The sequence below is a fragment of the Nitrosococcus oceani ATCC 19707 genome (genome assembly GCF_000012805.1).
GTDB lineage: Bacteria > Pseudomonadota > Gammaproteobacteria > Nitrosococcales > Nitrosococcaceae > Nitrosococcus > Nitrosococcus oceani.
Genome location: NC_007484.1, coordinates 1,355,200 through 1,370,857, shown reverse-complemented (window position 1 = coordinate 1,370,857; position 15,658 = coordinate 1,355,200). Strand labels below are relative to the sequence as shown.

At 47.3% G+C, this 15,658-nt stretch carries 13 protein-coding genes; 2 read left to right on the top strand and 11 right to left on the bottom strand.

Annotated features, from left to right (window positions below; all coding sequences use genetic code 11):
• Positions 1–13: 13 nt before the first annotated feature.
• A complete protein-coding gene (locus NOC_RS06815) occupies positions 14–1,555 on the top strand; it encodes a complex I subunit 4 family protein (RefSeq protein ID WP_002810566.1) in 1,542 nt (513 codons plus the stop codon).
• A gap of 17 nt (positions 1,556–1,572) precedes the next feature.
• Positions 1,573–3,162 carry a complex I subunit 4 family protein gene (locus tag NOC_RS06810; protein WP_002808838.1) on the top strand — a complete coding sequence of 530 codons (1,590 nt, stop codon included), beginning with the start codon at positions 1,573–1,575 and terminating at the stop codon, positions 3,160–3,162.
• Positions 3,163–3,429: 267 nt separating this feature from the next.
• Here NOC_RS06810 and NOC_RS06805 read toward each other — a convergent pair whose 3' ends face one another.
• The 11 genes from NOC_RS06805 to NOC_RS06755 all read right to left on the bottom strand — a co-directional run bounded on the left by NOC_RS06805 (position 3,430) and on the right by NOC_RS06755 (position 14,978).
• Positions 3,430–4,164 carry a c-type cytochrome gene (locus NOC_RS06805; RefSeq protein WP_244860090.1) on the bottom strand — a complete coding sequence of 245 codons (735 nt, stop codon included), beginning with the start codon at positions 4,162–4,164 and terminating at the stop codon, positions 3,430–3,432.
• Entirely contained in the window at positions 4,119–4,763 is a 645-nt protein-coding gene (locus NOC_RS06800) for a cytochrome c oxidase subunit 3 family protein (RefSeq protein WP_011330601.1), read from the bottom strand. Before NOC_RS06800 ends, NOC_RS06805 begins: the two co-directional genes overlap by 46 nt.
• Positions 4,764–4,813: 50 nt before the next feature.
• Entirely contained in the window at positions 4,814–6,421 is a 1,608-nt protein-coding gene (gene ctaD / locus NOC_RS06795; protein ID WP_002810855.1) for a cytochrome c oxidase subunit I, read from the bottom strand.
• Positions 6,422–6,492: 71 nt separating this feature from the next.
• Positions 6,493–7,128, bottom strand: coding sequence for a cytochrome c oxidase subunit II (coxB, locus tag NOC_RS06790; RefSeq protein ID WP_002808862.1), 636 nt, complete (start codon positions 7,126–7,128; stop codon positions 6,493–6,495).
• 32 nt (positions 7,129–7,160) lie between these two features.
• On the bottom strand, positions 7,161–7,580 hold the full coding sequence (locus NOC_RS06785) for a hypothetical protein (protein WP_011330600.1): 420 nt from the start codon (positions 7,578–7,580) through the stop codon (positions 7,161–7,163).
• A complete protein-coding gene (locus NOC_RS06780; RefSeq protein WP_011330599.1) occupies positions 7,570–8,748 on the bottom strand; it encodes a hypothetical protein in 1,179 nt (392 codons plus the stop codon). Before NOC_RS06780 ends, NOC_RS06785 begins: the two co-directional genes overlap by 11 nt.
• Positions 8,729–9,370 (bottom strand): c-type cytochrome, encoded by a 642-nt coding sequence (locus NOC_RS06775; protein ID WP_002810275.1) that lies wholly within the window; start codon positions 9,368–9,370, stop codon positions 8,729–8,731. Before NOC_RS06775 ends, NOC_RS06780 begins: the two co-directional genes overlap by 20 nt.
• Before the next feature lie 62 nt (positions 9,371–9,432).
• Positions 9,433–9,975: a DUF3341 domain-containing protein gene (locus tag NOC_RS06770; protein ID WP_002808945.1), complete on the bottom strand. Its 543-nt coding sequence runs from the start codon at positions 9,973–9,975 to the stop codon at positions 9,433–9,435.
• Positions 9,968–11,332, bottom strand: a complete 1,365-nt coding sequence (gene nrfD, locus NOC_RS06765) for an NrfD/PsrC family molybdoenzyme membrane anchor subunit (protein ID WP_011330598.1) — start codon at positions 11,330–11,332, stop codon at positions 9,968–9,970. Before nrfD ends, NOC_RS06770 begins: the two co-directional genes overlap by 8 nt.
• Positions 11,333–11,334: 2 nt before the next feature.
• On the bottom strand, positions 11,335–14,316 hold the full coding sequence (locus NOC_RS06760; RefSeq protein WP_011330597.1) for a TAT-variant-translocated molybdopterin oxidoreductase: 2,982 nt from the start codon (positions 14,314–14,316) through the stop codon (positions 11,335–11,337).
• A gap of 17 nt (positions 14,317–14,333) precedes the next feature.
• Positions 14,334–14,978, bottom strand: coding sequence for a cytochrome c3 family protein (locus NOC_RS06755; RefSeq protein ID WP_002809529.1), 645 nt, complete (start codon positions 14,976–14,978; stop codon positions 14,334–14,336).
• Between the last annotated feature and the right edge of the window lie 680 nt (positions 14,979–15,658).

Below are 15,658 nucleotides of genomic sequence, written 5' to 3'. Positions count from 1 at the left end.
TAGAGGATTCGAAATGATTGCCGAAATAAGTTGGTCCGCGCAAGCAGGCTTCCCCATCCTGAGCACAATGATCGTGCTGCCGCTCCTGGCCATGACCATCGCCTTAATCGTTAAATCTAATTCAACCGTCCTATTAGGTATTATTGCAGCCGCTTTAGAACTAGGTCTGGCAATCTATTTGCTGACTCATTTCGAAACCGGTACCGCTAACCTCCAATTTGTTGAACGGGTTTCGCTGTTGCCTCCCTTTTTGTTCTATCATCTGGGCGTGGACGGTATCAGTATTTTATTCGTTGCCCTCACCGCCCTGCTGACTCTGCTGCTTATCCTTTACTGTAAAACCGTCTCCACGGAGATTGTCGATGAGCGTCCCATAGGCTTTTATGTGGCCAGTATCTTTGCCTTTCAGGCAGTGCTGATGGGATTATTCATGAGCATCAACTTGTTAGGATTTTGGCTGCTTCTGGCGTTGGAACTAGTCCCAGCAGGGATTATTTTACATCGCTGGGGAACCACCCAAGGTCCAGAGAAAAACTGGGCGCTTTCCCGTTACCTCCAAGACATGGTGGGAGGAATCGGGTTGCTGTTAATCGCCATCTTGCTCCTCGGTTGGTACCACGCTGAGGCGACGGGAAGCTGGTCGTTTGCCCTCACGGATCTTTTGGCCTCGCCGCTTAGCCCAAAGGCGCAAGCGCCTATCTTCGTACTATTTTTATTTGGTATTGCTCCCCGCTTAGGGTTATTCCCCTTTCACGCTTGGATACCCATCGTCGCGCAGCATGGCCCGGTGGCGACTCTAGGCGTTTTCCTGGTCGGCCTTAAAGTGGGCCTTTATGCCTTACTGCGTTTTATCTTGCCCCTCATGCCCGATGCCGTAGAAGAATGGAAAAGTTTCATCGTAACCCTCGCCATCATCGGCACCTTCTATGGCGCGGTCATGGCCTTGCTGCAAGTTAACCTGCGCCGCCTGCTGGCCTTTGCCGTGGTAAGCCACACTGGTTTGCTCATCATCGGCGTTTTCTGTCTAAATAGAGTGGGCCTGGAAGGGAGCCTCCTGCTGACGATTAATTTTGGAGTCGCCGCCAGTGGGTTGCTATTCGTGATGGGGATATTCTACCGCAGCACTCGTACCACACTGCTACCTCGCCTAGGCGGCTTGTTCGATGCTACTCCCTTGCTGGGTTTTACCTTCTTGATCGCGGCCCTTAGCACCATGGCCATGCCCGGTACTCCTGGCTTTGATGCGGCCCATCTCATATTGGAAGGAGCGATAGCCACCTATCATTGGAGCATCGCCGTTGCCGTAGCTTCAGGCACTGTGGCGGCCGCCGCCTTCCTTCTATGGGCTTTCCAACGCGCCTTCCTGGCCCAACGTCGGGAAAGAGCGCTTCAGCCCAAGAAGATCAAGCTGGATGTGCCTGAAATCCTATTAGCCGCCACCGTCTGTAGTGTTTTGGCAGGTATTGGCTTTTATACGGGACCCTGGCTTGAAATGGTCGACGGCTCTCTGACCGCGTTATCGCAGCGCTTTGAAACCGCCCTAGTTATGAATTAACCGTAGGATTATATACCGTGGAAACATCCCCTTTCCCCCTTCTCAGTCTTTTGATCTTTCTTCCCGTGGTGGCAGGCATTAGCCTGCTCCGCATCCGTAATAAGCACCGGATCTTATCTGTGGCGCTAGGGGTAGCGGTTGCCGAGCTGCTGCTATCCCTTATCCTGCTAGGGCTATTCGATCCTAACCAGGATGGCATGCAGTTTGTAGAGCAGCATAGCTGGATACCGACCCTGAATATCGATTATCTGCTAGGCGTCGATGGGCTATCGGTACTCTTCGTGCCACTAACCGCACTGATCACGGTAGCTGTGATATTAGCTTCCAGGCGTAGTATAAAAACACTCTCCAGCTTATATTTTGCCCTACTGCTATTCCTGGAAGGCATTACTATCGGCGTCTATTGCACTCTGGATCTCGCTTTATTTTTTTTATTTTGGGAACTCACGCTGCCTCCCTTATTTTTTCTTATCAGCCTATGGGGAATCGGCGTCCACCGCCGCTATGCCGCGCTCAAATATGTACTGTTCATGCTGACCGGCGGAATTCTCTTGCTCTTTGGGTTTATCCTGCTAGGGCTGAATCACGCCAATGAAACAGGAATAGCCGCACCAGCAGGGCTTTCCTTTAACTACATGGAACTGCTGCAAACCCCCATTCCTCTGGCGACTCAATCAATAGTTTTTTTATTACTATTCTTCGGCTTTGCCATCAAGGCTCCTTTGTTCCCCTTTCATGTCTGGCTGCCGACAATGGCGATGGAAGGTCCGGCAAGCATCACCGCCATCATCGTAGGCCTAAAGCTAGGCTTATTTGGCATTATCCGCTTTGCCATACCTCTGGCCCCCCAGGCCGCAAGCCAGTATTTTGTTCTAATGATGCTGTTAGGCGCGATCGGCGCCATCTATGGGGCATTGATTGCCCTAAAACAAACAAATCTACGCCGTATGCTTGCTTATTCTAGTATCAGCCATGCAGGCTTCGTGCTAATTGGCGCGGCTGCTTTCAATATCCAAGGTATCCAAGGGGCAGTGTTTCAGCTCTTCAATTTTGGCATCGTAGCCAGCGGTATTTTCCTTATAGCAGGATTTCTCCAGTACAGACTAGGCTCGACTGAATTGACTGCGTTAGGCGGCGCGGCACGTCCCATGCCTATTTTAGCATCGTTATTTTTTATTCTTGGCTTGGCAAGTATTGGTGTGCCTGGTACCAATGGTTTTGCCGCTGAACACCTAATCGTGATCGGCGCATTCAAAGCCCATATAGGAATGGGACTAGCCGTGCTGCTAGGCATCATTCTAAGCGCTGCTTACTATCTAGTTTTTTATCAGAAGGCATTCCTTGGTCCCGTTACCCGCGCTACGGTAAAAGAGACCGTAGATTTGCGTTCACGGGAATACTGGATAGCCGGCACCATGGTTTCGTTGGCATTACTCCTTGGTCTATTTCCACAACAAATCCTCACTACCACAGATAAAACCTTACAAGCTTGGGTAGCACGTGTAGAAACTGCCCCGGTTGCGGAGAACGGTAACGCTGCCGAGGAGATTTTAGCTCAAAAAAATCATTACGATAGCGCCTCAAACCCTAATCATCATTCTTACTAGAGCTCTTCTTTTTATGCTTTAGGACCTTTACCCCCGCTTCAGTTTTTTGAAGCGGGGGTAAAATTTTTGGCGGAATCTCCGCTGTCCCTTGCCAGCTGCAATCACTCTCTAATCTATGCTAGCCCTGAATACCGCACGAACTTATATTTACAAAATGTTTTTCCATCAATATTTTGTAGGGGGTAAAGAAGTTAAGCCTGCCTATACCTCTCCCACCACAGGTGTTATATAGGTAGGTAATGATGCGTCCCTATTTTTTATGAGCTTTTATTTCTTCTGCCCTAATACAACCTCAGATTCAGTTAGCATATAAACAACCCCACTCCGTATCTCGTTAACGTTTAATTTCTGATTCCCTCCTTTAGGGGGCATCGCTTTGTAACCATTCATAGCATGGGTAACTAAGGTTTCCAGCCCTTGCGTAGCACGCTTACTCCAAGCTGCTTTATCTCCTTTTTTGGGGGCACCTAAAGCCCCCGTTCCATGACATGCAAAACAAGTCTCCTGATAGACTTTCTTACCTCTCTTTAGATTTACTTTCCTTGACAGCTGAGATTTTAACTGGGCCGCTTGTGGGGAAGCTTCTACCCGCTTTTGTGATGATGGCGGAGGATGATCCGGCTGCTCCTTAGCACTAACACCAGGATAAACATAGACAAGCTTATTGGCGGAAACTGGCTCCAGGCGAGTGATATAATCACTCAGAGTAAAGACGAAAAGGAGGAGAAGCCAAAAAAATCCCGCCGCCGCAAAGATTCTTACCAAATGGTCACGGTATCTCAGATGCATAAAGAAGGTTAGTACCAATAACGTCTGGCCTATGGCAATGAATATATTGATTACAAGATTAAACGGACCCAACGAAATATAGGCGCTGCCAAAAGTTCCCAAAAGCAAGATAATTAAAATCACCCATACCCATAGCTGGGTTTTCCATGAAGCGATATCTCGCCCCTTCACGTCCGCGCTACCAAATAGAAAAGTGGATAAAGAAAAATCCAAACAATATCCACAAAGGCCCAATATAACCCTGTAAGTTCAACCGGCGTATAATAATAACTAGTAAACCGCCTGCGTCCAGCCATGATGGCGATAGCCGCCATTATAAGAATGCCAATCGTAACATGTACGGCATGCATCCCCGTCATCAAAAAATAAAGAAAGAAGAAAAGCTCTACTGGTTTTTCATGGGCGCCTTCATACATAAAATTAAAGGCCGGAATAAGCTGCTCTCCATAGGCTTGGTAATACTCTGTCCCTTCAATAAAAAGAAACGCTATTGCCAGCAGTATGGTCAAAACCAGGAAACCTATGATTGCTTTATCTCTTCCCAACTTTGCGCTGCGGACCGCAAGCGCCATGGTAAAACCGCTCGTTAACAACACACCAGTGCTGATAGTGCCGAGCACGATATCCGTGTGTCTGCTCGCTTCCGCAAACGCTTCAGGATAATTAAACCGGCTGACCGCATAGCTAGCAAACAAAACGCCAAAAAAAAGGACTTCAGTTGCAAGGAACACCCACATGCCGAGGGTGGCTGCATGGTATTCTTGCTCCGGATCATCAAATTGCTCTGCTACAGCAGTGTGCTTGTCGCTCATTTTAATTTTAATCAAACACCATGAGTTAAAAGCCGGACATTACCCTTTAATTAAACCTTATATGGCGAATAAGCATAGGCTTCCTCCGTCACGACGGGGGTTTCCTTAAAATTATGTTTAGCAGGTGGCGAGGAGGTTTGCCACTCTAATCCTTTTGCCTCCCAAGGATTCCCACCGGCAATACGCCCATAGCGCAATGACCATAATAAATACACGAGGGGTAGAAGGTAACCCAATGTTAGAATTACGGCTCCCCCTGAAGAGATTACATTGAGCACTTCTAGTGCCTCCGGATACTCATGATAACGCCTTGGCATACCTAAATAACCCAGCAAAAACTGCGGGAAGAATGTTACATTAAAGCCCACGAAAATTAATACAGCGGCAACCCTACCCCACATTTCAGAATACATTTTCCCGGTCATTTTAGGCCACCAGAAGTGAATACCTCCCAAATACGCCATCACCGATCCCCCCACCATAATATAGTGAAAGTGGGCAATCACGAAGTAAGTATCCGTCAAGTGAACGTCCAGGGCCAGAGCCGCCACAACGATTCCAGTTAGACCGCCAATCATAAACAGGAATACAAATCCTAGCGCATAAAGCATGGGCGCTTCAAAAGAGATAGATCCTTTGTATAGGGTAGCAGTCCAATTAAAAACTTTGATAGCCGAGGGAATAGCAACCACAAAACTAAATAGCGAGAACATCATGCCCGCATAAACAGATTGGCCACTCACAAACATGTGATGACCCCAAACCAAAAAACCAAGGACCGCAATGGCCATTACGGAGTAAGCCATAAAGCGATAACCAAAAATAGGGTTTCTAGAAAAGCAAGCAATAAGCTCGCTCGCTACTCCCATGGCAGGCAAAACCATAATATACACAGCAGGATGGGAATAAAACCAGAACAGGTGCTGAAATAACAAAGGATCTCCCCCCAACGCAGGATCAAAGATGCCTATCTGGAATATCCGTTCAACTGCCACCAAGGTAAGAGTCATTGCCAGCACGGGAGTCGCCAGCACCATGATGGCACTGGTAGCATAATTGGCCCACACGAACATGGGCAAACGAAACCAGGTTAAACCTGGCGCTCGCATTTTATGAATGGTTACAATAAAATTTATGCCAGTGAATATAGTAGAAAAACCAACGATAAACACCCCAATAACAGCCGCGACAACATACGTGTTGGAGAACATGGTGCTAAATGGCGTGTAAAAGGTCCATCCTGTATCTACGCCACCGGCAATCACCATACCAATAGTAAATATCCCCCCTACCGTATATAAATACCAGCTCGCCAAGTTCAAGCGGGGAAAAGCAAGATCCCGAGCGCCAACCATCAGCGGAATAAGGAAATTACCTAGTGTCGCTGGAATGGAAGGAATTAGGAAAAACCAGACCATGACAATACCATGGAGAGAGAAAGTTTTGTTATAGGTTTCGGCCGTAACAAAATCCCCCGCGTAGGTTACTAATTCTAGGCGTATCACGGCAGCAGCTACTCCCCCAATAAGAAAGAACAGCGTAATAGAGATGAGATAGAGTACAGCTATACGCTTATGATCAAGTGTTGTTAACCAGGATTTTAGGGTATCTCCCCCACCAAGATAGCTCGTGTATTCTGCAGCAGCATTAGCACTCATGAGAGTATCTCTTTAGAAAAGTATATTTAGGAAATTTTTCCACTAACCTTCCTTTCTTATTTTTATAACCACTATTTTTGTTGTAACCATTGTGCATAATCTGAGGGCTCCATGACAACTACTTTACCGCGCATACGGGAATGATCCGTCCCACAATACTCAGCACAAAAAAGATGGTATTCGCCAAGCTTGATGGGACGAAACCAAATTGTACTATAACGTCCCGGCAATACATCATGCTTAATGCGGAATGCAGGGATAAAAAAACTATGAATAACATCCTGTGAAACCATGGTTAGCCGGATATTTTTACCCAATGGCACATGTAATTTATTAATCTCTCTTTTCCCATTGGGGTGCTGCAGCTTCCACATCCACTGCTTACCCACCACGGCAATATCTAGATCCACCATCTCATCATCTGGCGGAAATAAAAGTTCCGTATAAAAATAGGCAGCCCATACAAAAATAGCCAAAAAAAGACCAAAAGGGATGAGAGTCCAAACAAACTCAATGGCGGTGGATTTGCGTACTGTAAACCGGTTTACTTTAGCACCACGCCGATACTTAACAGCAAAGAAAATAATCAAGAAAGTAATGATGATGGTAACAAGACTGCAGAGGATAAATAATGCTAGAAAAAGAGTGTCGAAATGGCGCGATAAACTGGATGCTTCTCCCAGAAATGAACCAAAACCTTCCATCATTAAAGTCTCCAAGTCTATAGAAATTAGTTCATCTAGGGATGGGATACTTGCTTTTTACTGTGAGCCATATCTTCTTGAGTTTGCGAATTCTTTTCTACTAATAATTCCATGGCATATTTGATAGGGATATGAAAGATACCCCGTTTTTTATCCACCCAACCGTAACTATGTAATAAATCCTCATTTTTCTCTTGCAACTCAGCCAACCCTGCGCCAGAACTTGCCTCTAAATAAGGTGCTGAAGGAACTCGTTCCATGATATCTTCTTTTTTTGGTGGGGTTGACTCAATCTCTTGCTGGTTGTTCTCATATAGATGAATTAAGCCAAATACGAAGAATCCACCCAAAACGATGGCCAAAAGGATAACCAGTCCTAGCCACACAATGGTATAGTTCTGCACATCCGTGGTTTCATGCCGGTAGCGCTCCTGGCCCGATAGGTTATCTGCCATGCTCCATTGCTTCCTCTACAGGTATCCGAGCAGGTAGGGAATAGACATTTTGCAGCCGCCAAAGTACGACGGCTAGCCAAAACCCGCCCATTCCAATGGGAACCACTAGATCCGTCCAATAAAGTTCAAAGCCTTCAATACGCAGGGAGGGCACAACTAGCCAAAAAGAATTCACTAAACTGGAGAGAAAAATAATAGCGGCGATCCCCACCAGGGTACTTCTTGTTCTTTTTAAAGAACGAAACAGGAGTGCCACAAAGGGTATAATAAAGTAAAATACAATGAGCAACATGCTTACCCACCGCCAACTGCTTTCCACGCGGGGGACATACCAGGAAATTTCACGGGGTAAATTTCCAGACCAGACAATCAAATATTCCATATAAAATAAATAAACCCATAGCAGAATAAACATCAGTAAAATATTACCAAAATCATGAAAAATAGCAGGCGAAAAAGTTTCTGATAATATTTTAATGTTGGACAGATAACCAGCAATAATCACCGCGAAAGTCATAGCAGCCAACATTTGGCTAATTCCAAAAATAAAACCGAAAATCGTTGAAGTCCACTCCGGAACCAAAGACATCACCCAGTCGATAGCGGCAAAAGTTACACTTAAAGATAATAAAATTAATCCGCCTCCACTCAATCGCTGGAGGCCTAACACAATTCCTGTTTTTGGATTCTTATCTTGTTTTCTAGACCAGCTGCTCAGACAGTAGGCAATACCCAGCCAAATAATAAAATAGGTAGTGGACCTAACAAGAAAAAAAGGGATATTTAAATACCAATTTTTTTTCTGCAACAAAGAATTATTAGCTATTTCCTCAGGCCGCGCCCAAGCATAAACTTCAGATAATCCCACAGCCAAAGGAATAAAAAGAACCACCATAAGCGGTAGCGCCCAGGTTGCCGCCTCCAAAGGGCGACGAATAAGCAATCCCCAAGTCCCGCCAGTTAAATAATGAATCATAAGGATCGCCAGGCTGCCCAAGGAGATACCGATCCAAAAAATGTAAGCGAACAAATAAGAAACCAGGAATTGCTGATACTGAAAATAGGCGCCAACCCCGGAAAGCATTAGCCCTATTATTCCAACAAGCAAGGAAAATCTTTGAACTCGGGATATTAACGGTAAGGAAGGTTCATTCTGTCTGGTTATCATTTTTCTTTCCCAATTGGCGCCGGACAGTTTCCTCTGGAATATTGTGTAGAGTTGTATTCTGGCTTAATTGCAGGGCTCGAATGTACGCCACAATAGCCCAGCGATCTTGGGGTTCAACACGTGTAGCATAGGAAAACATCCGGCCAAAACCTTGCGTTATTACGTTATAGAAATGGGAGTCCGGCGCATCACGCAAACGAGTGGAATGATAAGAAGGGGGAGAAGGAAACCCACGGTGGACGATCATACCGTCTCCATAACCTGTTTGACCATGACAAGGGGCGCAATAAATATTGAAACGCTCTTGACCTCGCTTTAAAAGCTTAGCAGTAATAGGAAAAGGGATTTTATCGCTAGGAATTTTTCCTTTTGGTAAATAGAACGCTGCTTTTTTTCCTTCCCGTCCACTAGAAGAACCCGCGAAACTACCCGCAGAAAACATCACGGTCTCCTCCACCAGGGGCCTGGCGGATTGATCATCCGAAAATAAGTTACTTTTTGAGAGTGGTTTATACTTCGGCTGATCGTACATATTTTGCATCACATTCTCACAGCCTGAAGATAAAAAAATAAGCATGGCAGTGGCCATTAAACTTAAAACCTGATTTCTGTTCAGGCGCATAATATATCCACCCTCTCACTGTGCCCCTTATAACCTATTCCAAAAACTTCCCTCTCTGCACATTATCCCTTGACCTTATGGATACCTGCCGGTTCCAGGCTCTCAAGAAAACGCTGCGCCCGGTTTTCATCAAATAGCGGATCATGAGCGCTAATGCACAGAAAAAAGCGATCACGCTCCGCCATATCAAACTGGGATACACCAAAAATAGGATGACGTAATTTAGGCAATCTATTTAATATCAACATGCCAAGCACCACCGCTAAAGCAGCGCCCAGGATAGCCATTTCCACAGCGGGGGGAATAAAAGCAGGCCAGCTATGATAAGGACGGCCACCGCTATTAATAGGGTAGTCAATGGTTGCGGAATAATATTCCACAAAGTAAATACTAACGGCCCCTATACAACCGCCTACCAAGGCAAAAAAAGGCAATGAATCGCGACGAAGTCCCAGGGCTTCATCTAATCCTTCGACAGGGAAAGGCGTATAGGCTTCAACTGCCTGGTAGCCATTTAGGCGGCTTTCTCTCACCGCCTGCACGAGCAGTTCCGGCGTTTCAAATTCAGCCATAAGGCCGTAATTTTTAATAGCTATTTTATTCATGATTCTTCACTTCTGAGCGTAGCTTTCGGATTTCGAACATGGAAGTAACCGGTGCAAAACGAATAAATAACAGGAAAAGCATGGCAAAAAAGCCTATTGGGGCAAAAAGAAAGATCCAATCCCAGACAGTCGGATAAAACATTCCCCAGGCGGAGGGCAAAAAATCACGATACAAACTTGTGACAATCAGCATGAGGCGTTCTAACCACATGCCTATGAATACCACGGTTCCCACCACAAACAAGGCAATAGGATTAAGACGGATTCGCTTAAACCAAAGAATCTGGGGCACCAGAACGTTACAAAATATCGTTGCCCAATAAACAGGGGCATAGGCTCCACTCATTCGATTCTGGGTCATGGCAATCTCATAAGGGTCGGCACTATACCAAGCTATAAAAACCTCCATAATGTAACTATAGGTAACAATAAGGCTGGTAGCCAATAATAATTTGGCCATGTTATTTAGATGCTGCGAGGTAATAAACGCGTGCAGGCCAAAAACGGATCGCAGCGGAACGACAAGCATCAACACCATGGCAAAACCTGAAAACAAGGCGCCGGCGACAAAGAAGGGGGGGAAAATCGTGGAATGCCAGCCAGGAACTATTCCTTCCGCGAAATCAAGCCCCACCATACTGTGAACGGAAAATACTAGGGGAACCGCCATGCCGGCCAGCAGGAGGGTGGCCGTTTCGAGACGCCGCCAATGTCTCGCTTCGCCACGCCAGCCAAGGGCCAAGAGGCCATAAAATATCTGTTGGGAACGCTTGCGCGCCCGATCGCGAATCACAGCGAAATCGGGCACCATCCCGGTATACCAGAACAGCAGCGATACAACCAGATACGCCAGGATAGCGAAGAAATCCCACACCAGGACGCTGCGCCACTGGGGCCATACATTCATAATATCGGGATAAGGCGCTAACCAATAAAAAAACCATGGACGCCCCAAGTGAAGGATGGGAAATAAGCCAGAAATAGAGACTGCGAAAACGGTCATTGTCTCCGCGGAACGATTAATCGAGGCCCGCCACTTTTGGCGTGTTAGCAACAGAGCAGCCGAAATAAAAGTTCCGGCCATGCCAATTCCGATCCACCATACATAATTGGTGATCGCAAACGCCCAGGCCACGGGAATATTAATCCCCCAAATACCAACGCCCGTCACTAACAGGTAACCAATGGCAGAAAAAAACAACAACGACAGCAGCGCGGAAAATCCAAAAGCACCCAGCCACCACCAACGCCTATGAGGAGCCAACACCAGGCCACTGACCTTATCTGTCACAACGGCGCCCGGAGGAGGCTTTTTGTCAAGAGTGCTGCCCACATTACTAGGATATCTGGATGACATTGCTATTCTTCTTTGAGCTTAGGATTCGGATTAGTTAATTTTGCAAGATAGGTAGTCCGGGGGCGGGTGTTAAGTTCGCCCAGGAGCGCATAATTAAGCGGTGATGCCTTTACTTGGCCAACCTGGCTTTCCGGATCGTTTAAATCACCAAAGACAATGGCCTCGGTGGGGCATGCTGCCTGGCAGGCAGTTAATACTTCCCCATCTTGAATACGCCGTTCTTCTAGCTCCGCTTGAATACGAGCATTGCTAATGCGCTGTATGCAATAGCTGCATTTTTCCATCACTCCCCGCATTCGCACGGTGACTTCAGGATTTTTTTGGGCTACTAGAGACGGTGTTTCCTTAGCATATTCCAAAAAATTAAATCGCCTAACCTTATAAGGGCAATTGTTAGAGCAAAAACGGGTACCAATACAACGATTGTAAACCTGAAGATTAAGTCCTTCTGAATCATGCACCGTCGCTGCCGTGGGACAAACCAGCTCACAAGGCGCGTTTTCACAATGCATACAGAGCACTGGCTGAAAATAAGTCCGCGGATCATCCAAGCCTCCACTGTAGTAGCGATCAATGCGCAGCCAATGCATCTCCCGCCCTAAACTGACCTGCTCCTTCCCCACCACGGGGATATTGTTTTCTGCTTGGCACGCCACAACACAGGCGCTGCAGCCGATGCAGGTACTTTGATTAATCGTCATGCCCCAGGCATAACCTGAATAGTTGAACTGAGGATAAAGACTTTTAGAAGGTAATTCCTGCTGGGCGAAATGGGGGTTCTCTCGAAACTCAGAGAGGGTCGCCGTTCGGACGATATCCCGCCCCTCCATGCTATGATGGTGCTGGGTCGTGGCCAAAGAATGGTGCTTGCCAGTTTTGACAATTTCCAATCCCCACCCAAACCAAGGCGCCCTGGAGGAGCGCAGCGCGTAGGCATTAAAACCTGTTCCCGCTCCCACCTGTCCGGTTTTAGCGCGGCCATAGCCTAACGTCACCGTAACCGCACCCTCTGGGTGCCCGGGCATAATCCAGATAGGCGCTTGAACCTGGCGTTCCTGGTAGCGAAGCGCCACGACTTCTTCATTGGCAAGTCCCAAATTCTCAGCCGTCCGGGGGCTAATTAAGGCGGCGTTATCCCAAGTAAGCTTGGTGAGCGGCTTAGGCAATTCTTGCAGCCAACCATTGTTGGTAAATTGCCCATCCCAAATCGTTGGATCAGGCATGAAGATAATTTCCATGCCTGAAGTTTCCTTGCTCTTAGACTGTCCCCTCGATAAATGGGCAACCCAATCATCACGCAGTTTTACGGATTTCGATCTTAATGCTGTCCCTTCGATAAAACCTGCCTGCAATGCCTGGTTCCAGATGCTTTTGAAATCCGACTTCGGCCACTGCTTTTGCCAGTATCCACGCACCCAGTCATAATCGCTCCGGTCGGTTTGGCCAAGCAACACCGCCAACAATTCATAATCTGATTTGCCCTGATAAAGGGGTGCAATCAAGGGCTGCAATAAACTTACCGTGCCCTCGTAGGCACGGGCATCCCCCCACCTCTCCAGGTAATGAGTTTCGGGGATATGCCAGTGACTATGAGCGGCGGTTTCATCCTCATATAGCCCGAGATAAATCGATGATTTCACCTTAGCGAGCTGCTTGGAGAAGGCCAGATCGGCCGGCGCGTTATAGGCGGGGTTGCCTCCTAGCATGATGAGCGTATCCACTTTGCCTGCGTCCATCTGAGCCACCAGATGGTTCAGGGATTCATTTTGGTTTCGTGGATTGAAGGCTCTTGGCGCACTGTAAGTAAGCGTCGTTCCCACATTCCCCAAGGCTTGATTCACGGCATGGACCAACCCATGAACAAAGGGAGGCTGTTTTTCTCCCGTTATCACCAAGGAAGTCCCGCGGTGCTGGCGTAAATCCTCGGCCACGGCCCGCACCCATTGTTCAGGCAAATCGGAAGCCGTCTCTTCCCTCCTGGGCACGCCAATGCCTAGTGCGCGGGCCAACTGCAAGGCTAATACTTCTATTTGGCTAGCGCGCAGGGAAACCCCATGATCCGCCATCGTCCCGGTTATAGTGGGTGAACTCTCAGCTACATACAAGCGGTTCATGGTGCTTTGTGCCGAATCCACCCGCCGCTTCTTGGCAAAATCGCGGGCATAGCGCAAATGTCCTGGCAGCGAGCCAAGGAAGTCCCCATCAAGAGACAAAATTACCTCAGCCCGCTCCAGGTGATAACGGGTCTCAAGGGACTCACCAAAGGCCAAACGAGCCCCTTCATAGCTATTATCTTGGTTAATCGGTTGATATTGATGCCAATGGGCATGGGGAAAGCGTTTGCCTAACGTCCGTAACTGGGAAATTAACGTTGGTGAGCTTACGGTTGGCGTTAATAGGTAGAGCCCCTTGCCTTGGTTGCCCTCAAAGGTCCTCATCTTCTCACCCATTGCAGCTAAAAAAGTCTGCCAAGTGCTAATTTCTCCCCGGTGACTTATCACCTGAGCTCGGTCGGGATCCCATAATTGCAGCACGGAAGCCTGGGCAAAAATATCCGTCCCCCCCAAACTCGCTGGATGCAGGGGATTACCTTCCACCTTGGTGGGGCGACCCATCCGGCTTTCCACCAACACGCCGGTTGCAAAGCCATCCAGAGGCATGGCCGTGGCAAAAAACAGCGACTCACCTGGCACTAAACCTTCCGGCGCCCGTATGTAAGGAAGGATTTCCTCCGGTGGCGGGGTGCTGCATGCACTTAGGCCGGCGAGAGCTAAAGAAGCTCCCATTAGCCGCATAAAGTCCCGCCGGCTGAGCGAAGCCTGACTCAGCTCGCGAAAAAAGGGGAATTCCTGGTATAGAAAACGTTCGAATTCTTCACTGCCCGCCAGCTCCTCCAAGCTTTTCCAGAAAGCACGCCCTTGCGCCTCGGCAAGGCGGGCCCGAATGGGCGCTAAATCCAAAGGTTTTATACTCGATCCTGCCATAACACCCCCCCTTATGCTCAGCGGTGACACGTCGAACAATCAGTTTTGCTTTGAATATTATATTTTTCTACTAACCGCTTCCCTAGCACCAATTGCTCTTCTTTCGGCTTCCAATTCATGTCGAAGACATACTCGCGGGGCCGCACAAAACGTTCTGGCGCCCGATGACAATTTAAACACCACTGCATGGTTAAAGGCTTTGCCCGCCAGGTAAGTGGCATTTCATCCACTGGCCCATGACAGGAAACACAGCCAATCCCCTTATGAATATGAATGCTGTGATTAAAATAAACAAAATCAGGCAAATCATTGACGCGTTTCCACCGCAACGGTTTTTTCGCCCGGAAACTGGCTCTCACCGGAGCCAGCACTTCCGCATCCGTAAAGAGTTGCGAATGACAGGTCATACAGATTTCTGTTGAAGGGATTCCCGCAAAAGAAGATTTTTCCACAGAGGTATGGCAGTAGCGGCAATCAATGCCATCATCGCTAACATGGTGCTTATGGCTGAACGGAACGGGCTGCTCGATGGCCGCACCCACGGAAGCCAGGGGACTAGTCACAATGCGCCAAAGCACTACCGCCCCCAAAAGAAACAAAACCATACCCACAATAGCGAGCTTAAGAAAGAGGACGAAACGAGAAGAAAAAATTTGGGGCATAGCAAAACTTAACCTATAGATCCATTGCTAGCTTCAGTTCTTAGCCAAATCCACAGCGCGTCAACACCTACGCCGCTGGAGTGAAACACAATTTTTATTCGTTACCGGATTGGCTTTATACCACCCATTAGTCTCAGCCTGTCGCTTGGTAACTCCCTTCACTTTTCATGGTTACTAGTGCGCCCATGCCTAGGGCTATCTATCATTAGATAATCACTTGAATTTATTTGATTAATTCTTCTAATTTCCCGATCTCATTATTTATTATTTTTTGTTAATCTTATAATAAACTCCAATATTTATAAGCTATAGACCAGAAAACACAGTTTGTATAGTTATTAGTTAACAGACGATTTTGGATAATAAATACAATTAGTGGGAGAACGGCCTAGAGATAGCGTTCGTGATAACTCGACCTAACAAAAACAGGTAAATTTAGGAGCGAGGGGATGGTTGTGAAGCCAAAGGGGCATAAAACACCCCGGGGGGCGGCCCAGGTAAAGTGCGCCAAACTATTTTTAAGGAGAAAAACAGGTTTGCAAAATACCACCCCCTTATTCCAATACCTCAAGGCTTTTACTGGGAAAATGAATCACCACCCACGATCTATGAGGGTCAGGCAAGCGCCAGTAAACCATCATAAGGGCAGCAAATAGATTTACTCGCTGCATAATAGAACT